General features: G+C 39.9%; 19 protein-coding genes. 4 read left to right on the forward strand and 15 right to left on the reverse strand.

Features of this window, described 5'->3' with window-relative positions; translation table 11 throughout:
- Nucleotides 1-44: 44 nt before the first annotated feature.
- The 6 genes from BM291_RS09840 to BM291_RS09865 all read right to left on the reverse strand — a co-directional run bounded on the left by BM291_RS09840 (nt 45) and on the right by BM291_RS09865 (nt 6,068).
- Complete coding sequence (locus tag BM291_RS09840; RefSeq protein ID WP_092896787.1) at nt 45-365, reverse strand: hypothetical protein; 321 nt, start codon at nt 363-365, stop codon at nt 45-47.
- A gap of 503 nt (nt 366-868) precedes the next feature.
- The gene (locus BM291_RS09845; RefSeq protein ID WP_092896789.1) at nt 869-1,639 is read right to left on the reverse strand and encodes a 3-ketoacyl-ACP reductase; all 771 of its coding nucleotides are present in this window, start codon (nt 1,637-1,639) and stop codon (nt 869-871) included.
- The gene (locus BM291_RS09850; RefSeq protein ID WP_092896791.1) at nt 1,636-3,081 is read right to left on the reverse strand and encodes an oxidoreductase; all 1,446 of its coding nucleotides are present in this window, start codon (nt 3,079-3,081) and stop codon (nt 1,636-1,638) included. Before BM291_RS09850 ends, BM291_RS09845 begins: the two co-directional genes overlap by 4 nt.
- Nucleotides 3,078-4,457 (reverse strand): glycoside hydrolase family 88 protein, encoded by a 1,380-nt coding sequence (locus BM291_RS09855; protein ID WP_092896793.1) that lies wholly within the window; start codon nt 4,455-4,457, stop codon nt 3,078-3,080. Before BM291_RS09855 ends, BM291_RS09850 begins: the two co-directional genes overlap by 4 nt.
- Nucleotides 4,441-5,859, reverse strand: a complete 1,419-nt coding sequence (locus BM291_RS09860) for a sodium:solute symporter family protein (protein ID WP_092896795.1) — start codon at nt 5,857-5,859, stop codon at nt 4,441-4,443. The genes BM291_RS09855 and BM291_RS09860 overlap by 17 nt, the downstream gene beginning before the upstream one ends.
- The gene (locus BM291_RS09865) at nt 5,856-6,068 is read right to left on the reverse strand and encodes a hypothetical protein (protein WP_092896797.1); all 213 of its coding nucleotides are present in this window, start codon (nt 6,066-6,068) and stop codon (nt 5,856-5,858) included. Before BM291_RS09865 ends, BM291_RS09860 begins: the two co-directional genes overlap by 4 nt.
- A gap of 187 nt (nt 6,069-6,255) precedes the next feature.
- Here BM291_RS09865 and BM291_RS09870 point away from each other — a divergent pair, with 187 nt between their 5' ends.
- Entirely contained in the window at nt 6,256-6,783 is a 528-nt protein-coding gene (locus tag BM291_RS09870; protein ID WP_092896799.1) for a hypothetical protein, read from the forward strand.
- 142 nt (nt 6,784-6,925) lie between these two features.
- Here the strand turns inward: BM291_RS09870 and BM291_RS09875 are convergent, their stop codons facing one another.
- The 7 genes from BM291_RS09875 to BM291_RS09905 form a co-directional block, all read right to left on the reverse strand.
- Complete coding sequence (locus BM291_RS09875; protein ID WP_092896801.1) at nt 6,926-9,223, reverse strand: FdhF/YdeP family oxidoreductase; 2,298 nt, start codon at nt 9,221-9,223, stop codon at nt 6,926-6,928.
- Between the two features lie 456 nt (nt 9,224-9,679).
- Entirely contained in the window at nt 9,680-10,756 is a 1,077-nt protein-coding gene (locus tag BM291_RS09880; protein ID WP_092896804.1) for a 6-bladed beta-propeller, read from the reverse strand.
- Nucleotides 10,713-11,834, reverse strand: a complete 1,122-nt coding sequence (locus BM291_RS09885; protein ID WP_139229073.1) for a hypothetical protein — start codon at nt 11,832-11,834, stop codon at nt 10,713-10,715. Before BM291_RS09885 ends, BM291_RS09880 begins: the two co-directional genes overlap by 44 nt.
- Nucleotides 11,791-12,786, reverse strand: a complete 996-nt coding sequence (locus BM291_RS09890; RefSeq protein ID WP_092896809.1) for a hypothetical protein — start codon at nt 12,784-12,786, stop codon at nt 11,791-11,793. The genes BM291_RS09885 and BM291_RS09890 overlap by 44 nt, the downstream gene beginning before the upstream one ends.
- A gap of 298 nt (nt 12,787-13,084) precedes the next feature.
- Complete coding sequence (locus tag BM291_RS09895) at nt 13,085-13,714, reverse strand: NAD(P)H-dependent oxidoreductase (protein ID WP_092896812.1); 630 nt, start codon at nt 13,712-13,714, stop codon at nt 13,085-13,087.
- A gap of 153 nt (nt 13,715-13,867) precedes the next feature.
- The gene (locus BM291_RS09900; RefSeq protein WP_092896815.1) at nt 13,868-15,421 is read right to left on the reverse strand and encodes a serine hydrolase domain-containing protein; all 1,554 of its coding nucleotides are present in this window, start codon (nt 15,419-15,421) and stop codon (nt 13,868-13,870) included.
- A gap of 98 nt (nt 15,422-15,519) precedes the next feature.
- Entirely contained in the window at nt 15,520-16,389 is an 870-nt protein-coding gene (locus tag BM291_RS09905) for a DUF808 domain-containing protein (RefSeq protein ID WP_092896818.1), read from the reverse strand.
- 174 nt (nt 16,390-16,563) lie between these two features.
- Between BM291_RS09905 and BM291_RS09910 the strand changes: the two genes are divergently transcribed.
- Complete coding sequence (locus tag BM291_RS09910) at nt 16,564-17,496, forward strand: SGNH/GDSL hydrolase family protein (RefSeq protein WP_092897091.1); 933 nt, start codon at nt 16,564-16,566, stop codon at nt 17,494-17,496.
- A gap of 185 nt (nt 17,497-17,681) precedes the next feature.
- Here BM291_RS09910 and BM291_RS09915 read toward each other — a convergent pair whose 3' ends face one another.
- Entirely contained in the window at nt 17,682-18,287 is a 606-nt protein-coding gene (locus BM291_RS09915) for a DUF2911 domain-containing protein (protein ID WP_092896821.1), read from the reverse strand.
- Nucleotides 18,288-18,367: 80 nt separating this feature from the next.
- Complete coding sequence (locus BM291_RS09920; protein WP_092896824.1) at nt 18,368-19,207, reverse strand: sugar phosphate isomerase/epimerase family protein; 840 nt, start codon at nt 19,205-19,207, stop codon at nt 18,368-18,370.
- An 88-nt stretch (nt 19,208-19,295) separates the two neighbouring features.
- On the opposite strand from BM291_RS09920, the gene BM291_RS09925 reads away from it, so the two are divergent.
- Both BM291_RS09925 and BM291_RS09930 read left to right on the forward strand, forming a co-directional pair.
- Complete coding sequence (locus tag BM291_RS09925) at nt 19,296-20,339, forward strand: NHL repeat-containing protein (protein ID WP_092896827.1); 1,044 nt, start codon at nt 19,296-19,298, stop codon at nt 20,337-20,339.
- 52 nt (nt 20,340-20,391) lie between these two features.
- Nucleotides 20,392-20,772 (forward strand): VOC family protein, encoded by a 381-nt coding sequence (locus tag BM291_RS09930; protein WP_092896829.1) that lies wholly within the window; start codon nt 20,392-20,394, stop codon nt 20,770-20,772.
- Nucleotides 20,773-20,813: the final 41 nt, after the last annotated feature.

Consider the following 20,813-nt stretch of genomic DNA (forward strand, 5'->3'; position numbering starts at 1 on the left):
TTGCTCTCAAATGACAGAAAAAGGTGTCAGGGAGAGAGAAAAAATCAGGAAAACTCCGGGGGAGGAACGATAATTCCAACGTGATGTATGGCCGTCAAATAGCCGACATTGCTAAATTTTATTGTAATTAATTCAGAGAATGCTCTTTCGTCTAAATAGGTACTTGTAAAAATATAATCGTCCAGATTTGCAGATACCTTGACTTCATGCTCTTTAGTCTCTTCTTCTGCAAAAGAATATACCATAGAAATATCCGCTTCCTCATCTATAGCTGACACGATAACAGAAGGCACAACCAAAAGGGAAGTTAGTATAACTAAAAACCCAAAGGCAATGATGCTATATATGGCTTTGCTGAAAATCAATCTTATTAGGTATGAGCTGTGGTTAGCGAATTAAGTAAAAGTCAACGTGAATTGATATCAATTGTTCAATTTTTTTACGGTTTATTACGTTTTTATACTAAATGAGGGCTGAAAATTATAGAATTGATTTTCTTAGACGTTTGATTTAATAATGATTTTCCGCTCAGTACAGAGGTTTTGTTTTGCTCTTTCTTCACCAGGAAAATATTTAATGCTTAGGTCTGCGAATGACAGACTATACAAGCAGAGGATAAGAAATTGCATGAATAGCCATCATAAAACTACAAAATGAAATTCTTTTGAACCGTAAATTTCTTCAAACTAAAGTTGAAGAAATTTACGTCAGTTACGATAAGCTAAAGAGATATAGAATATCATAAACAGTAAAGAGGAGGTGATTTCGATTTCCTGTCATCCTCGCTTGCTGATGGAAAATGACTTTCTACCCGAAATGCAAAGAAATTCAAGAAACTCTCTTCAATACTAATTCTATATAATTCCTGCTACATCCTAGCGATAGTCATTCCTCCATCTACGCAAAACACCTGACCAGTAGAATAAGGCAAATCTCCTCTCACCAAGGCAGCAACCACTTTTCCAATGTCTTCTGGAACTCCCATTCTAGGTTCTAGCGTCATTCCGTTTTTCACACCTTGGTGGTAGGTTTCGCGAACTTTCTCGATCATATCTGTCTCTATCACACCAGGTCGGATCTCATAAACCGGGATTCCAAATTCTGCCATTTTCACAGCCAAAACTTTAGAAAGCATAGCTAATGAAGCCTTGGACATACAGTAAGAAGCCCGAGTCTTGGAGGCAACTGTGGCAGAAATAGATGTCACGTTAATTATTGAGATTTCAGAATCAGGCGTGGCTACTTTAAGTTCTGACATCCATTTTGCGATAGCTTGAGTCAAGAAGAAAGTGCCCTTTTGATTGATGTTCATCAAGTGATCGAAATCGTCTTCTGTAATATCAAAAATATCAGATCTCGTTCTCGGAGCTACTCCAGCATTGTTTACCAATACATCGACTTTCCCAAACTTAGCGATCATCCCTGAAACGATGGCTTCACGATCCTCTGCAGAAGCAATATTTCCTTGAAGGTATTCCACCCGTACGCCAAATCCTCTCAATTCCTCCAAGGCTTCTCTTACACTCGCCTCTTCACGAACTCCATTTATCGCCAGATTAAAGCCTTCTTCAGCGAGTTTTTTTGCGATTCCCAAACCGATTCCGCGGCTTCCGCCAGTGACTAATGCTACTCGACTCATGATGCTTTGATCGTTTTAAGTGTTTCGTGTATTTCCATTTTTTTGTAAAAAGGATCCAGCGGAAAACAGCCTGAGATCATTCCATTTCTCGGTGCAGTGGTACAATCAGAGAAAGTACGGCAGATTTTTGCACGTTTCATCGGTGTGCCAGCCAATACATCTGCTGGTAATTCTGGATAACTCAGTACCATTCTTCCTAAGCCGATTGAATCCGCTTTTCCTGTTTCCAATACATTTTGAGCAACATTCGGTAGCCATTCCTGCAAATAGGAGTAGGCAGATCCTACGGTGTAGAAACTTGGGAATGCTTTCTTTACTTCTGCCACCGCATCGATCTGTCGGGCGACTCCATGCAAAGGATCCTCTGGCGGCATGTAACCATCAGAAGGAGGGAAAAGTGCTGGTCGCTGTATGTGTGGGTTGTAATATGGACTGCCTGCAGTGGTGCAAAGCAATTCTATATCAAGTTTTTCCAGTTCTTTCAAAAACTCAAAAGATTCCGATAGATTCTCACCTATGCCTGATTCATTTCCTCCGAAAGAGTACTTATAAGGACTTTCGGCAGCTGGAATTCCAGTTCCTTCAGGTCCTTGCTTAAATGGCACCCAGTCGAAAATGCTCATGCGTACACCAATTTCTAATCCTGGCGCTTCTGCTCTGATTCCCGCTGTTATTTCTCGGATGAAACGGGTTCTGTTTTCGAGTGACTTGCCATAGTTACCTTCACGGTCGTAGGCGCTCAGGAACTCATGTCCCAAATATCCATGGCAATGCTTGATATCGACGAACTTGTATCCCGTCTTCTGTGCGCGAACTGCCGCGATCACATAGGCATCGATCAGCTCGGATATTTCTCCATCAGTCATCAGCGGGTAATCGTCGGCCAGACCAAACTTCTTATTCAACACTGGATGAGAGTAAAGAATCTTCGGCTCCATTTGAGTTTTGCTATTCGGTTTGCAAAACCTGCCTGAATGCGTTAGTTGCAGGCCTGTGAGCAGGTCGTCTGAATTCCCGAATGCCGCTTTGTGTTCGTTCTCAACCATTTTAAACAACTCATCGAAATCTCCTAGATTTTGCTCGTTGATCATAAGTTGGTTAGGATTGGCTCTTCCAGAAGGTTGTACCGCTACCGCTTCGCATCCCCAAAGTAATTTGGCTCCGCTGATCGCAAAGTTCTTCCAGCGTCTTTTGGTGAGTTCGGTAGGTTTGCCATCCGTGGTGCCATCCCATCCTTCCATCGGAAGAATACAGAAAGCATTTCCTATGGTATTGCCGGCTCGCGTGGTATGAGCTTTCGCAAAAGGAGAGTTATCTCCGGTTTTTAACTCTTCATCAAAACCCATCGCTATACCTTCTTTGGTAAGATGGTCACGAAGATGCTCTCCTGTTTTCAGCTGGGCAACTCGTGGGTATTGTGGTTTGTATTTTCCAGTGCTCATTTGCCTACACAGTTAAAGAAGCTGTAATAATTCTCTCCTTTTTGCATGCGCTGAAGCAACAATGCTAGTTCTCGCGCATGGTAATCTCCCCACATGCATGATTCTCCGTATGGAGCTTTCGTAGGGTCTGGGCGATGATCCCAGCCATTTGGCTGATGATAAATGGAATGTAAAATCAATCCTTGGTGTGTTGGATCAGTGGATAAATAAGGCTCGCTGAACAAAGCACTAGCGAGCTGCATACCTGTCTGGATATATCGCTCGGAAGCTTCTTGATCCGTTGATTTCATCCAATTGCCAATTCGGATAAATCCTTGCGCAGCGATACATGCGGCGGAAGAATCGATTGGCTCATGGGCATTGTAAGGATCAGATTTCTCGTTCAGATAATCTCCCATTTTATGCAAATTTGGCGCTCCAGTATCCCAATATGGAATGCCGTCGGTAGGTGTATTTGCCAAGTAAAATTCAGCTGTAGCTTTTGCAGCTTCAGTCAGTTCTTTGATCAAGTCATTTTTAGAAATGATCTCAGAATAATCGCATTCGTCGATTTGATCTAAAATCTCCAATGTTTCTCCTAAACCACAAATAGCCCACGCCAAACCACGAGTCCAGGTACTGAAACCTGTGTAGCCTTGCTGAGAATTTGGACAGCGGTAATTTCCATCATTGGTGTTGAAGATGATTTCATGAGCAGTTCTACCAGAGACATCATAGGTGTCTCTACCATTTCCGTAGTAAATCGAATAGCGAACGGTACTCAAAATATGCTGAATAGCTCGCTGAATCAGTGAGATTCGCTTGTCGTTTTCTCCCTGCAATACATGTCCCAATCCATGAGAAACGACCAAAGCTCTACACGAGCGAATCGTGTCCACAAATAAGGAATGTGGTCCATTGAATGAATAAATAAAACCACCGGTTTGAGTTGGAGTCCAGCGCATAGCTTGCACAGCTCCACTTACTTTAAGGGCAAGTTGGTAGAAGTTTTTCTCCCAAGCAGCACCTTCAATTTTCCCCTCTTCGATCAGTCGAAGTAGATTTCCATAGGTACTCACATTGTTGAAACCATGATCATGCACACCAGTATGCGTGAGGTGCGGAGCCATTTTGTTCAAGGTATTATCTCTGCCGATTTTCAAAAACTGCTCATCTCCCGTGGCGTCAAACTGGAGAATTGCCGAACCGTACTGGAATCCCTGAGTCCATTCCGTCCAGCCTCTTGTGACATATTTTCCTTTTTCTGTAAAAACAGGAGCACCATTCGCAGTATCAAATGATGTCTCTATCAAGTTTATTTTTTCTCCAGAAAGCTCCCAAAATCGTTTGAGTTGAACTTCAAGGTCATTTATGGAAAAGTTAGGATTGAGTTGCATGTTGTTTCTTTTGTGTTTGAGAATGTGTGATCATAATGACGGCAGTTGCTATAAATAAGACTCCGTACATCAAGTAATCAATAGGTTGACCAGCTATTTTCCCCGGAACTATTTCTAAAAGCGAAGCGATAAAAGTGGCTAGAGCAAGCGTAGAAAGCACAATTAAGGATTTTGGAGGTTTAGTGAAAATCACTGCTCCCAATACTACTGGTGCGATCATAGATGTGCCGGTGAAACTCACACGTGCCAGCAAAACGAGTTCGTCGCTCATATAAGTAGAGAACACTAATACGATCAGCGAAAAGACCATGATGGAAATCTTGGTAATACGCATATTGGTTTTGTCAGAGCCAGAAAGTAGAGATCTAAGTTCGGTGCCCAAAGCAAAAATCTGAGCGTTGGTTGTAGAAAGACAGGCGGCAAATAAACCAACCACTGCTAAAGCAGCGACCGGAACGGCTTGATCAAACAACAACGCATTTGTCAGGAAATCTGCAGTGCTCGCATCAGGATATTTGATTGCTCCATATAGTCCGATGAAGGCCGTTGGTAAAATCACCAACATGGCGAAAATACCTACCGCATAGGCCATTCTGTGTACGGATTTTAGGTTTTTCATCACCACCAATCGCGTTGTGAACTGAGGTTGAGAAACTGGTATCAGAATAATAGCAATCGCTGAAGCGATCAGAAATGGACTGGTGAACAATCCTTTCGGACCAGGAAGCGTGAGTAAATCTGGGTTTGTCGCTGATACTTTTTCAAGTCCAGCTTCCAGTCCTCCGCTCATTTGCAGGCAAGTCACGCCGATAATCCAAATCACTGTAAGCATGATTACTCCTTGAATTGCATCGCTATACACGATGGCTTTGAGCCCACCGATTTCTGAATAAATCAGCATGATGAAGACCAAAAGTGCTGACCATGACCAGTAAGGAAGCATGTCGGGGAAGGCTGCGTCTAAGAATATGGATATCCCGCGAATCTGTATAGCTACATAAGGTATCAAAAAGAGAAAGGCACTTGCGAAGACTAAATAGCCAGCGAAGGAATTTCCATAGCAAGATTTCATTAGTCCAGCGACGCCTTTGTATCCGTTTATACTTGCTCTTTTGCGTAGCGCAAATCCAAACCAAATCAGGAAAAAGACCATCAATGCATCTGATAAGGCAAGGAAAATCCATGCTCCTACGCCGTGAGTTCGGAAGAAATCCGGCATTCCCATAAAGGTGAATGCAGAGAATAACGCTGCTGAGAAAGTCAGGAATCCTAATATCGTACCGATGTTTGAACCAGCGAAGATGAAATCGTCCGAGGTTCTTTCTTTACTATAGGAGCGGTAAGAAGCATAGCCGAGCATGGCTATGAATAGCGAGAAGAAAAATACTAACCATCCAATCATTGCTTCTTCGGGTCTTCAAATGGAAAAACTTTTGAGCCTATGAAGGTTGCAAATACTACAAGTAGGGTGACAAGGAAGCCTGTCCAAAATACGAATGGCACTTTTGCCAAGCTGGGTTCAAGTTTTCCTTCTCTGAAAACAAAAAGATAAGTACATATTGTCATGACAATGACAGCAAGCACCAGTGTTTTCCATTGTTTGGATTTCATGATAATTGTTTAAGGTTATTTTGGATAAGTTGGGTTTTACCTAAAGATGATTTTAAGTATGGCTTAAAATAGCAATTATCTTTTTCAATACTAACCTGTATTGGTGCTAGGGGGGTGATTTTGTTACGAAATGGATTTCATAAAAAATTGTAACTTATTGCGCATTGTTTTAGAAAACCGAAAAAGAATGAGCAGGCTCAGTGGTATATTAATAATAATTTTTCTCCTGAATAGCTCAATTCTATCAGGACAGGATATATCTCAAAAATATCCAGACCTGATCAAAAGAGTCGAACGTATTAACAAAGACAATTTATTAGAGAAAGTGATTCTAGAAAATGAAGAATTCATGACTCAGATGACAGACGGTGGGGGAGAACTTATAGGGTATTTTGAAAATGGACAGATTCAAAAAATTACAGCAAAAACCGGACTCTCATTCGGAATAGAAACCTTTGACTATTATTTCACTGATGGGAAATTGATTTTTACATATGAACTTTTAGAAGGATTTCCTTACAACGACAGCACATCCAAATTCGACTACACAAATCTAGAAACTAGTTTTGTCGGACGCTATTATTTTAAAGACAGCAAACTTATCGACTCAGAGATAACGGGACATGATCGTTTTGAGGACGAGATGTTTGACATGGGGACAACGTTGATAAAAGATATGAACGAGTATCTGGATAAATTAAAAAAAATGAAGTGAAGCAACACCTGTTAAACTATTAACGGTAATATCTGTATCACAACTTACAAAAATCACGACTTACCGCTTACTTTTTCCTCAACCACTACCTTTTACTTATTACCTTCTACTTCTCAACTTTCACCTCTTACTTTTCACAAACCTAAGCCTTCTCCACACTCACTCGCACCGACTTACTGATCGGTGTATTGCTTTTGTCAGCGTATTCTTGGATAGGAATTAATGGATTTGTTTCTGGGAAATAGGCCGCCAAATTACCCTTAGGAATGTGGTATGGGATGACTAAAAATTGGAAAACTTTTCGCTCTTGACCATCATAATTACTCATGATATTGACCACGTCCATTTTTTTGAAATTTTCCCGAGCCATGTCAGCTTCGTTCATGAAAAGAACCCTGCGCTCATTATGAATGCCTCTGTACCGGTCGTTCAAGCCATAAATAGTCGTATTGAATTGATCATGTGAGCGTATGCTCATCAACAGGTATTCGTTTTCCTTTAAGTTATGAATTGGAAGTTCGGTGTTGCTAAACTGGGCTCTTTGATTCGGGAGGTTGCTGAAATCCAGCTCTCGCACATTGTTTGGAAGATAGTATCCAGATCCTTTCGACTTTGTATTCATATCCTTGAATCCAGCGATCACCTCGCCGAGTTTCTCGCGGAGTAATTCATAATCCGAACCAAGCAACTTCCATTTTACAGGATGATTTCCTTTGAAGTAGGCCGAGGCAATTCCTGCTACTATTTCCGGTTCACTTTTGAGGTCATCCGAAATTGGATCAAGGAAGCCCTTAGATTGGTGGACTATTCCCATGCTATTTTCCACGGTAAAATGCCGTTGCTTTCCGTCTTTCAGATCCTTGTCAGATCTTCCTAATGTGGGTAAAATCAAAGCTGTCTTACCTGTGATCAAATGACTTCGGTTTAGCTTGGTGCTGATCTGCACCGTGAGGTCACAGGTTTGAAGTGCTTTTGCAGTGTATTCTGTATCAGACGCAGCAGACACGAAATTGCCTCCTAATGCGACGAAAACCTTTGCTTTTCCCTCATGCATGGCAGGAATTGCTTTGACTACATCTACTCCCTCATGATCGGGAGCATCGAAGCCAAAAGTCTTTTTGATCGCTGCATTCAGTTCCTCAGAAACGTAATGCATGATGCCGACGGTTCTGTCGCCTTGCACATTGCTATGCCCTCGCACTGGGCAGGTCCCCGCTCCAGGTTTGCCAAGACTCCCTTTCAGCAAAAGTAGATTGACGCATTCTTTGATGTTTTCTACCCCATTTTTATGCTGAGTGAGTCCCATCGCCCAGCAGATGATGATTTTGCTTTTCTTGGCTAAAAGAACAACTGCTTCGTCAATCAATTTCTCGTCCACGCCACAGAGTTCTAGTAGCTCCTTTTCAGTATGCTTGTCCAGATGTGCCAAAAGTGATTCGTAGCCTTCGGTGTACTTCTCGATAAATTCATGATCAAAAACCTTCCCGTCAATCTTGTCCAAAGCAACCAGCTTTTTCTCAATCAGTTTTAAAAGCGCGACATCCTGATTGATTTTTACCTGAAGAAAAATATCAGTCAAACCGTGGCCATTCAGAATCATTCCACTGAATTCCTGTGGGTTTCTAAATCGAATCAGACCAGCTTCCTGAAGAGGGTTGATACAGATGATTTTACCCCCGTTACTTTTGCATTTTTCTAGTGCAGAAAGCATTCTTGGATGATTCGTTCCTGGATTTTGACCCATGACAATGACCACTTCGGCTTTATCAAAGTCTTCAAGTTTCACCGAGCCTTTTCCTATTCCGAGCGTTTCGGAAAGTCCGACTCCGCTGGATTCATGGCACATATTGGAGCAATCAGGCATATTGTTCGTGCCAAAAGCTCTGACGAAAAGTCCGTATAAAAATGCTGCTTCGTTACTCGATCTTCCAGAAGTGTAGAAGATGGCTTCGTCAGGAATGGCTAGAGCATGAAGATGATCTGAGATCACTCTAAAAGCTTCTTCCCAAGTGCATTCTTCATAGTGATTTGAGTTTGGTTTCAAGATCATTGGAGCTACCAAGCGACCGCTTTTGCCAATTTTATAATCTGACCAACTGGAAATTTCCTGAATGGAATAGTTTGAGAAAAATGCATTATCCACCACTTTGGAAGTTGCTTCCTCAGCCAGAGCCTTTGCCCCGTTTTCGCAGTATTCTCCCAGCTTCGATCTATTTTCAGGGTCTGGCCACGCACAGCCAGGGCAGTCAAAGCCATCTTCCTGGTTCATATGCGCAAGTGTCTGGAAGGACTTTATAACTCCCATTTCCTTGAACGTGTGCTGAAGAGCTACTTTTACTCCAATAAGTCCTGCTGCATAAAGCGCTGGTTTCTTCAAATCAATTCCTGTAAATTCTTTGGAGCTTTGGGTTTGGATATTCTTTCGTCTGGATGCGGACATGAAATTGTTTTTTGCGACCTCGTTTACTTAAAGTTAAAGAAATATCAAAACAGCTGATCATTCCAAAGGCTTATTATGATTATCCACTATGCTACCGTAATACAAATTCAATCAAAAAAAAATTGGCAGCTAATAATTAATTCTATGAATAGCTCCGAAGGAGCAAGACTATTCATGACCCTGTACGTCCGCGATAATTATCGGGATGCAGGGCAAAATAATTGTTAGGATTTCGAGCCTTGAAAGGGCGTGACTTTATAGTTCCGCCCTTTCAGGGCTCCTATCATGTATTAGTTCCACCCCCCGGCTATGCCGAGGGTTATGAATGGTCTCAATCCTTCGGATCTTATTTGTCATAGAAAATTTGACAACTAGCCTGATTCCCTATAATTATTAGGTATAGCAATCGGATTGTATTAATAACAAATTTGTCAGATTTCAGACTTGGTATTTCGCTTAAAGAGTGACTATCCCAATGATTGGATTTAGTTCTTCTTCTGATACATCAGAGAAATTATAGGTTTTAATAAAATAGAATTGATCCTTTGACAAATCAAATGGTCTTAGCGTTACAATCTCTTCATCTTCAATTAAAAAACCGTCGGTTACATTAACTGAGAAATCACTTTTTCTGGCTCCAATATAAAACATGCTACTGCCTTCTCTATTGTATTCGCAAAGTAAATAGTTTGCAGACAGCATGACATTTTTGATAATAATCAATTTGCTGCCTTCTTCATTTAGCAATGGTGGAGCGAAATTTAGTTTTATAAAGGGATTCAATATATTGTCTTCAAACCTGAACAATGTATCTCTAATCATACTTTCATTGATAAGAACTGGCGTGTAAATGAAATCTTCACTGTCAACCTTTGAAATATAATTCTTATAGGGATATGAGGCTCCTGTTTGCTGATCCATTTCAATGTGAAGTAGTGGGAGTGAATCAGTAATAGTTAAGTCCTTATCCAACTTAAACAAGGAACGTTGATTTACAAATTTGTCGCCAGATTTAACACCGTCCTCAGCAGCTATAAGACTCAGACTGTTATCTACCATGTCTAGGTAATCAATGAAAAAAGGCATTTTTTTCTCACCGATATATTCGTTGTCCAATGTGTATGAGATCAGTCTTCTTCCAGAGGCGATATAGGCTGTTTCTGATTCTTCATCTATTACAAGTGATGAGACATTAGAGAATTCGCCAGGGCCTTCACCTGTTTTCCCTAGTTGATTTAAAAATTTCCCTTTCCTGTCAAAAACAAGAATTTTACCTGGAAAATCAACTACATAGATTTTATCCTTGTAGAATTTCACATCTTGGATTAATCTCAAAAAGGACTCTTCATTGGTCTCAAGAGCTATATACTCGACTGATTCAGTAAGGTCTGAAAGCTGAAATTCAGATTCTCCATCTTTTGGGATGTCAAAAGTTTCTAATTCGCTACTTTTCGGGGAAGAGCAACTTAACGCAAATAGACTTAATAGACTAAGACTTAATCTTAAGTAGAATAACTTTGATCCCTTTTTCATTTAGTTTATTTTTTTTTGATGAGAACATATATTCATTTGAATTTGTAAAATTCGGGACGTAATATCCTGAATTATTAATATCGTCATAAAGACCAGAATCACTCCCTGTTTTACTTAAGTATTGTTTGTTGGATTTTAAATCGTAAAAATAAACATACCAGTTATTTAAATGTTTAAATCCTGTCGTGGTAAATTTTCCAATTATGCCCTGATTCAACGAGAAGATGATGTTATTATAAGATGGTCTTTTATTATAAATATTTTTGAATGTTATAATTGGATTTTTGAATTCATCTGCTGAAGAATATATTTCATTGACTTCTCCCATGGAAATATAAAGCGCATCTTTACTTGAAGACATAGAAGTGTTTCGGCCTGATCTACTAGAGCCAACTTCATACTGCATCGTCTTTTCAATTTTAATTAAATTTAAATTTGAAGGGTCATAGGATTCTAAATAATAAGTCTTTGTTTTTTCGGTGATTTCCAAGCTCACAACATAGAGACGGTTTTTGAAAATTTTGAATCCATTGATACCTCTTTTAAAATCAACTTCTTTTATAATTCTGTTATTCACCACATCAAATAAAACAATTTTTTTATTGTGAGAGATAATTAGACTTTTTTTCGTTGGGTCATAAGTGATGTTAACTATTGGTATTCCTTCTTTTGATCTATATATTTCTTCGATATATTTGCCTGATTTATCTAATTTAGAAACTGATAGTGCCAATACATCAGTGTCCTTCTCAACTGGTGTGATAAAATAGTTACCTTCAGTAATTACGACATCTCTAATAATATTATAATCCTTATCCAGATCAAAAATGATTACTTCATCAGCAATGCTTGACACATTGATACGATCAAGGTAATTGTGCTCTACGATAATATCCTGCTGAGTACTGAAACTCATGAGGGTGAATAGTAACGGAATAAATGAAAATATCATGTTTTTTGTTTTTGGGAGGTCAAAAGTTTCTAATTCGCTGCTTTTGGGAGAAGAACAACTTACTGCAAATAGACTTAATAGACTAAGACTTAATCTTAAGCAGAATAACTGTAATCCCTTTTTCATTTAATTTATCTTTTTTAGTTGAAAACATATATTCATTTGCATTTGTGAATCTAGGATTTCTAATGTGCCCTATATTATTAATATCATCATATAATCCAGAGTTTTCTCCTGTTTTACTTAAGTATTGTTTTTTCGCATTTAAATCATAGTAATAAATGTAATAGTTATTTAAATATTTGAATCCAGTTGTTGCAAATTTTCCCACTAAGCCTTGATTTGAAGAGAATAATATATTTCCAAGAGAAGGCTTGTTTTTGTAAATATTTTTAAAAGTTATAATTGGCTTTTTGAATCCATCTGCTGAAGAATAAATCTCATTAACGGCACCCATTGATACAAATAATTCATCTCCCTTTGATGAAAGAGAGGAGTGTCTAAAAGCTTTGTCTGCTAGAACATACTTCATTTCTTTTTTAGTCTCAATCAATTTTAGACTTAACGGATCATAGATGTCTAGGTAGTAAATTTCTGAATCATCAGTGTAGTTAAACCCAGCTACATATAATTTGCTCTTGAATATTTTTGTTCTTGTGATTCGCTTGTCTATTTCAACTTCTTTTATAATCTTATTGGTAACTACGTTAAGCAAAACTATTTTTTGATTATGAGAAATAATTAAACTTTTTGTCGATGGATTATATGCAAGATCACTAATTAGTGACCCAGTCTCTGACCTATAGATTTCTCCCAAGTACTTTCCTGATTTATCCAATTTGGATACGGATGTTGAAAAGCCTTTAGACTTTTCTTCACCAGGGGAAATAAAATAGAAATCTTGAGTAATCACCAGGTCTTGAATATTAGTAAAGTCCTCCTTCAGATCAAAATGGATGACTTGATCAGCAATGCTCGATGTATTGATACGATCAAGATATACATGCTCTACTCCGATGTCTTGCTGGGTTAAAAAAATGGATAAGAAGAAAAATGCGGAAATGAATGCAGATATCATACTGACAGATTTACGGGTTTTAGAATTAAACTAGCTGATCTGATTGGTGAAATTCATCCCTCTGCCAGGCTAGACGAACCAATGAATTAGCCATTCTCTTTGTTGCATACCAGCTAAAGCTTAACGCTTGGTTATTTGCCGTTCTTGCTTGAAGTGCTTGACTAAATTTTAACTGATTTAAAACTAATAAATTTCTTTTACCAAACTATTTATTTCTGATCAATACCTTTTAGCTTAAAATAAAAAAGCGGATTGAGTGCTAACCCAATCCGCTTTATATCTGTGGAATTTGCTTCAGTTAGACAACTGTTACAAATTTCTCTTTTGGAGTACGAACTTTCTTCATGTTGACAAGCCAGTCGCCTTCTTCATTTCTGTAGCCAAGTGGTAGCACCACTACACTTCGGAGTCCTTTGGATTTTAGATCCAAGATCTCATCCAATGCTGCAGGATCAAATCCTTCCATAGGAGTAGAATCTACTTCCTGCTCAGCTGCAGCGATTAGTGCCGTGCCAAGTGCTATGTAAGCTTGCTTCGCTGCGTGAGTGAAGTTTTCTTCTGCAGTTTTTGCAGTATAGCTTGTCAAAAGCATGTTGCGGTAATCATCCGTGACAGAGTCTGGAAGATTTCTCTGCTCATTGTTGTATTTGAATACGCCGTTGATACGCTCAGGAGTGTAATTGTCCCAGGCAGCAAATACAAGCACGTGTGATGCATCTGTGATTTGGCTCTGATTCCAAGCAATAGGCTTGATTTTTTCCTTTACTTCCTGATCAGTGATCACCAAAATCTCGTAAGGCTGCAATCCTGAGGAAGAGGCTGAAAGTCTAATAGCATCTAGGATATAATCTACTTTTTCTTGTGGAACGGGAGTTCCGTTCATTGATTTGGTGGCATATCGCCAATTCAAATTTTCTAATACTTGCATAATATGTTGGTTCAGTTTTCAAAGTCCTGAGCTTTCACTCAGAAGCAATAGACACTAAACACGGCAAGCATCGTAAAGTTCAGTGTTTAGAAAATAAATGTATATACATATATGTTTTTTTGATCTATGATAAAAAAGCCGAATGAAGTCACTTTATTTTTTCTTTTTGAAGTTTATATCGAGTTGCTGAACCTTCGGGTCTTTCTCGGGCGTCAGTGTAAAGAAAATTTCCACATCGCCATTTTCTCCTTCTAATGTAAAGCTGCCGCGAAGTTGATTGTTAGGTTGTAGAGCAGTGATATTTTTGATTTCTCCGGCTTGCGCCAAAATAGCTTTGTATTCCGAGTAGCGATGCTCCTTCGATCTATCGAGGAAGAAATTTTCAGCCAAAATAGATTCTTCCAATCCTTTGTTACCAGTCTGAATTAGAATTACCAACTGATTTTTGCGTGTTTCTAGAATCTCTGAAACTGGTAAACTTCTAGGTACCATGATTCCCTTGCTATATAGGAGATCTTCAATCTCGGCAAGTGGCCAAGGTGTAGTGTAAGTCAGATTGCAAAAGGCCATAATCCCAATCCCAAACTCAGGAAAAAATCGGTAATTACTGCCAAATCCAGGCAAAGCTCCTCCGTGGGACACCCATTTGGTACCATTGCAGTTTTGAGAAATGCCCAATCCAAAACCATAGCCGCCCATGATAGCGCAGTCGCCATTGGAATTTAGTCGGGGAAATTGTGGGGTTTGCATTTCCCGTAAAGAACTACGTTTAACTGGGCCAGTTTCTGCTCCATTTCGAGCTGGCCAAGCAGAGAGATGCAAACTCACGTATTTGCTAAAATCCTCAATGGAGGTAATCAAGCCACCCATAGCACCAAAAGATCCGTCATGCAGCATAGGTTCAAGTTTCCATTGCTCATCTTCCCAGCGGTAGCCAATAGCCAATTCACCTTGAGGAACACCGTCGATTTCCCAATACGTATGAGTCATTCCCAGTGGAAGTAGAATATTCTCTTTGATGTATTCTTGGTACGATTGGCCGGAGACTTTAGAAACGATGTGACCTAAGATAGCATAGCCAGTATTGCTGTATTCGAATTGCATAGAAGGAGCATTGGCGAAAGAAATTCCTTCGCTGATCATATCTAGAAGCATCTGATCTTGCTCGTCAAGCTGCCGGTCCCCCCAAGGATTGTCCTCCGGAAATCCAGCGGTCATCGTCAAGAGGTTTTCTATGTCTATGATAGGAGCGTCTTCAGTGAGGTATTGCAATTTTGCCATATCAGAAATGTATTTGGCAATAGGATCATTGAGTGCAAGTTTTCCCTCATCCCGAAGTTTCATGATCGCCATCGCCGTAAAGCTCTTCGTCATCGAGGCAATTCTAAATGCAGAAGTCGTTTCGGCTTGGGTATTTTTCGCTACATCGAGCAATCCTGTAGCTGATGCTATGGTCAATTCATTGTCTACGACTATGCCATAGGCAATTCCTGGAATATGATTTTCCTTGGCGTATTTAGCCATCAGAGCTTCTAGTTCCGGCAAGATTTCTTTGATCTTCTCTGCTCGCTGGTCTGTTTCAAATACAGGTTTTTGATAGTCTGCGGAAAAAGTATGGGTTGTTCCTTCAACTTTCTGAGCATGGGCAGAAAAAGGTAAAAGAATCAGTGTGACAAGAATAGCTAAGTAGCGATTGGGAGTTTTCATCTAAAATACTTTGGTTGAAAAGTATAAGATAATCACAAGCATCAAGAATACTCAGCAAATTGTACAGGAGCTGTTTAGGATGAGTATGAAAGCCTTGTCTATTTCTTTTTGAAGAGTTTTTTTCCCAACTCAATAATCCCCCAGACAATAAATCCTATGACTAATCCGACTAGGAATTCCGTGATGATGCCGGGAATTGATGGAAAAAGATGGTGGAAGAAGTCAATGTTGTGAACGAAAATCCCACCAGAAACCAAGAGCAAAGCTATCGTTCCGATAAAGCCCATGGCTTTGATGATTTTTGGAAGTGCATTGACCAGCAAAAGACCAACCTTGTCAGAAAAGCTGTCTTCCCTATCATTCATGGCAATCAATCTATAGCCGAATTCATCCATGCGAACGATCACAGCGACGATTCCATAGACACCTACCGTAGCGATTAAGGCAATTATGGTTACGACAAGAATTTGCTCCAGGATAGGTTCTTCAACGACAGTACCCAATGCGATAATTACGATTTCTACCGAAAGTATAAAGTCAGTGACAATAGCTGATTTTACCTTTTCTTTTTCCTTGGCTAGAATTTGCTCCTTGGTAAGCTTTTCTGTTAAACTAATATCCACGCTGTGCTTATGCGGGACGATGTATTCATAAATTTTTTCAGCTCCTTCATAAGCTAGGTACAGCCCACCGAGGATAAGGATAATTGTAACCGCAGCGGGAACAAAAGCGCTGAGCAAAAATGCAAAGGGGAGAATAATAGCTTTATTCAGTAGTGATCCCTTGGTGATCGCCCAGAGCACGGGGATTTCCCGGTCGGAGACAAATCCGGAAGCTTTTTCAGCATTCACGGCCAAATCATCTCCCAAAATCCCAGCTGTTTTCTTCGCTGCCACTTTACTCATTACTGCTACGTCATCCATTAGCGTAGCTATATCATCTAGTAGTGCAAATAATCCTGAAGCCATTTCTTTTTATAAAAATTTTTAAAATATCCTGCCAATTGATAAGAATTGGAGGTGAAGATACTTTGCTCTAGCGATGCACACAAATGAATATTTCATGAGTGGAGAATTTGCTGGAGTGCATAATAATCTGTTTAACTTGAGATTTAATACATGTTTTATACCAAAACTTCCATCATGAATAGAGTTGCTTTAGTTTTTTTACTCTTTACAGTTTTCAATGTTTCTGCTTTTTCGCAGACAGATTACTCCATCCCTGAGGAGGCACAGAGAATAGTTTTTTTGGGAAATAGCATCACATATGCCGGCCAATACATCAGCTACGTGGAGACTTATCATAGATTGAAGCATCCTGATCGTGACTTAGAGTGGATCAATGTTGGCTTGCCAAGTGAGACTGTTTCTGGACTATCTGAGGATAATCATGCCGGGGGTGCATTTCCTAGACCGGATCTTCATGAGCGCTTGGATCGGGTGTTTGAGCAACTTCAACCTGATGTGGTTTTTGTGAATTACGGAATGAACGATGGGATTTATTTGCCGCTGGATGAGGAGCGATTTCAAAAGTACAAGGATGGAATCAACTGGTTGGATGCCAAAATTACAGCAATTGGAGCACATGCTATTTTCGTTACACCACCCATCTTCGATCCTCTGAAAGGAGCGGCTTATGCAAATGTGCTGGATAGCTATTCTGACTGGTTGCTGTCCAGAAGATATACTGACGAGTGGAAGGTACTAGATATCCACTGGCCTATGCGAAAGTATTTGGAAGATCAGCGTGGATTGGATTCTGCCTTTTACTTAGCAAAAGATGGAGTACACCCAGGGGAAATTGGGCATTGGTTGATGGCAAATGAGATTTTGCTAGGTATTGGAGAATCGGAAGTGATGGAATTTGCAGACATACATGAGGCGATAGCCTCATTTGCCAATGGAGAAGAAGTACTAATGCTGGTTTCAAAACGCCAGGCGATACTTCGAGATGCTTGGCTTAGATCTACTGGACATTTACGTCCTGGGTTAAGCGAAGGCATGCCGATGTTAGAAGCTGAAGAAATAGCAATGGAAATAGAAGAGCAGATCAAGGTGCTTTTGAAATCGAACTAAATGCCTGAGAAGTTTTTGGATCATTTAGATCAATCCCAAAGGTCTGTGTGGACAGAGACCACGGTGGAATAGTATCTTCAGTTTATCCCAATAATCAATGGGACTCCGCGCTCCCTGTGGTAAAAACACATAAAAAAAGCCCGAATTGAATCCGGGCTTTGATGTTTTGTAAAGGGATTTCTAGTTTAGAATTGACCTTTAAAACCTTCTATTTTTTGATCTACTTGAGTATCTACTTCAAATGAAAGCATTACATCTGCCCACATAAAAGTAACTGAAGCTACCTTATTGTTTTCAGCTGAGATAAAGTAAGCAAGTCTTTCAAATGTTTCAGGAGCTGCAATTGGAGATACTTTGATAGCTACAGCATCATCTTTAGCCATAGCTTCTTCGTCGATTTTTCCATCTTTCATATAAGCAAAAACTGCATTTGCTTTGCTATTCAAGTGGATTGTCCAGTCGCCAGATTGCTGTGGAGTGATGAAAAGAGTGTATTTGCCGGCTGCAAGATTTTTACCTGCAATTTTCACTCCTGTGCTGAATTCGATGATCGTTGGGCCATTGGCACCAGCTCTCCAAGTAACACCATATTTTTCCAGTTCACCGAATACTTTTCTTCCCTTTACTGCAGGTGAAGAGTAGTCAATGCTGATTTTGGTGAAGCCGACATTTTGAGAAACGTAGGCTGACGGGCTAGGAGCTGGAGCTTGTAGCTGCGCAAAGGAGGTCGTAGAAAACGATAAAAAGAGAATGAAGGCAAATGCCGATAAAAAGAGTTTGTTGATTTTCATGAGTTCACTAATTGTTTTGGGATTTATAATAGAGGCAATCTAAGTCAATTTTTACAATTGAACTCTAAGGGCCTAAGGGATTATTTCTTTTCAAGTTCACGCTTAATAAAAGCGACACTCACTGGAATCTGAGTGACTGATCTGGAACTTTCGTCTTCTATGCTCAAATACGCTGTGCCCTGCTTTTTGGCTTCCTGTATAATGCCTGCTATATCAATATCTCCTGATCCGAGTATAACATTCGTTTCTACATCCCCATGACCATTTTTTGACCCTGGAGTTCCTTTTCGGCGATCTTTCAAATGGAGCACAGGGAATTTGCCTGGATATTTTTTCATGATTTTCAATGGATCACCACCACCCATTTTCACCCAGAATACATCCAGGTTGAAGCTAAAGTTTTTAGCATTTTTAAGCATGTAATCAAACGCGACGCCTTTACCATCCTTTGCAAATTCATAGCCGTGAGGGTGGTACAAAAATGTAATTCCTTTCTTTTGAAGTTCTTCGCCGACAGCATTAAAGAGAGCAGTCGCTATTTTGATTTCTTCCATAGAAATTGGTCCGTCTTTGTGAGGTATCCAATAGCAGGTGGCGTACTTAGCTCCATATTTTTTCGCTTGATCAATTATCGGTGTTAGGTCTTTTGTGAGCTGATCATAATCTGCACCTACTCCGATGACACGAAGATTGTTGTCATCGAGAAGCTTGGCGTATTCAAAATCCGACATGCCGTATCCGCCCCCACCTTCCAGAGCTGAGATGCCCCAGTCTGATATCAGTTGGTGATATTTCACAGGGTCTACCTTCATTTCATTGCGCAAAGAATAGAGTTGAAGGGCCACTTCCTGTGCTTGGATTTGCAGGAACGGTGAAAGTATAAAAAGTAACGAAAGTGATAGTTTTATGTGTGTTTTCATCTTTATTTGAAATTAGGGTTGACCTAAAATATGGATTATTATTCAGTTTTCGATTGTAATCCTTAAATTCAAGCTTTACCCTGTACCTATGAATTCTAATCGAAGAAAGTTTATCCAAAATACCTCCCTGATGGGACTTGCTATGTCTATTTCACCTTCTTTTACATTTGCCCAAAACCGTGACAGGGTAATCGGTCACGGAAATTTTCAATATCAAGTTGACCCTAAATGGGGGATGCTAGATCCAGCCAAAGTGCCTGTAAACAACTGCCACGAGATGGTAATGGATCGTAAAGGCCGGATGATCATGGTGACTGACGAGCTTAAAAACAATGTCATAATCTACGATCAATCAGGGAAGTATCTTAATTCTTGGACACTAGGAATGGATCGTGCCCATGGTTTGACCTTAGTGGATGAAGGCGATGCAGAATACCTTTGGGTGTCTGATAATGCTGGAAGAGTGGTTAAAACTACTTTGGATGGTACAATAGTAGCGGAAATAGCCGCGCCTGTGACAGAAGGGATTTATACTGAGAAAATGAATTATGTCCCTACTGAAACAACCGTAGCTCCTAATGGGGACTTATACATTGCGGATGGTTATGGTTCTCAGTTTTTCTTGCACTATGACAAAAACGGAAAGTTTATCCGAAAATTCGGTGGTAGCGGATCCGGTGATGCACAATTTAGTACAGCACATGGAATCACGGTAGACCAGCGTGGAGGAAAAGCACCAACCTTACTTTGTACTTCCCGTGGTCACAACTCATTTAAGCGTTTTACTATGGAAGGCGAGTACATGGAAACTATCTTTTTACCGGGAGCATTTGTGTGTCGTCCAGTAATTCATGGGGATAATCTCTATGCAGGAGTGTGTTGGTCGAGACTTCGCTACTTGGAGCAAACTCCAGATTCAGGTTTTGTGACTATTTTGGATAAAGACAATAAAGTGGTTTCTAATCCGGGGGGAACAGCACCAGAATATAGAAATGGAGAACTTCAATTGATGGTGCAGTCAGAATCTATTTTCAAGCATTGTCATGATGTATGCATAGATCAAGATGAAAATATCTACGTGTGTCAGTGGAATGCAGGAAAGACTTATCCAATTAAACTTACTAGAGTTTGATATAGAGGGGCTCTAGCTTTATAAATGTTGTAATTTTTAAATTTTATAGCTCATGAGAAAAGTAACTGTAGGTTGGTTCGAGATTCCTGTATCCGATATGGATAGAGCAATATCTTTTTACGAAAAGGTGTTTGATTGTACTCTCCACAAACTTGATATGGGTGATTTTCAAATGGCAATGTTCCCTGGAGAAGGAGGGGGGAAGGGAGCCGAGGGGAGCTTGGTTTATAATAAGGAGTTTTATAAAACTAGTAATCTTGCAGGCACCCTAATCTACTTTTCTTCCGAAGACGTATCTATTGAGCTGGCAAAAGCGGAAGAAGCTGGAGGGACTGTTCAGATTCCTAAAAAGATGATTTCGCCCGAGTATGGCTATATGGGTGTGTTTTTGGATTCGGAAGGCAATCGTATAGCCCTTCATTCTATGGTTTAAGTTTATGGTAACTAGAATGAAATTGGAATTTTTGCCATAAT

The sequence above is a fragment of the Algoriphagus aquimarinus genome (genome assembly GCF_900112005.1).
GTDB classification, from domain to species: Bacteria; Bacteroidota; Bacteroidia; order Cytophagales; family Cyclobacteriaceae; genus Algoriphagus; species Algoriphagus aquimarinus.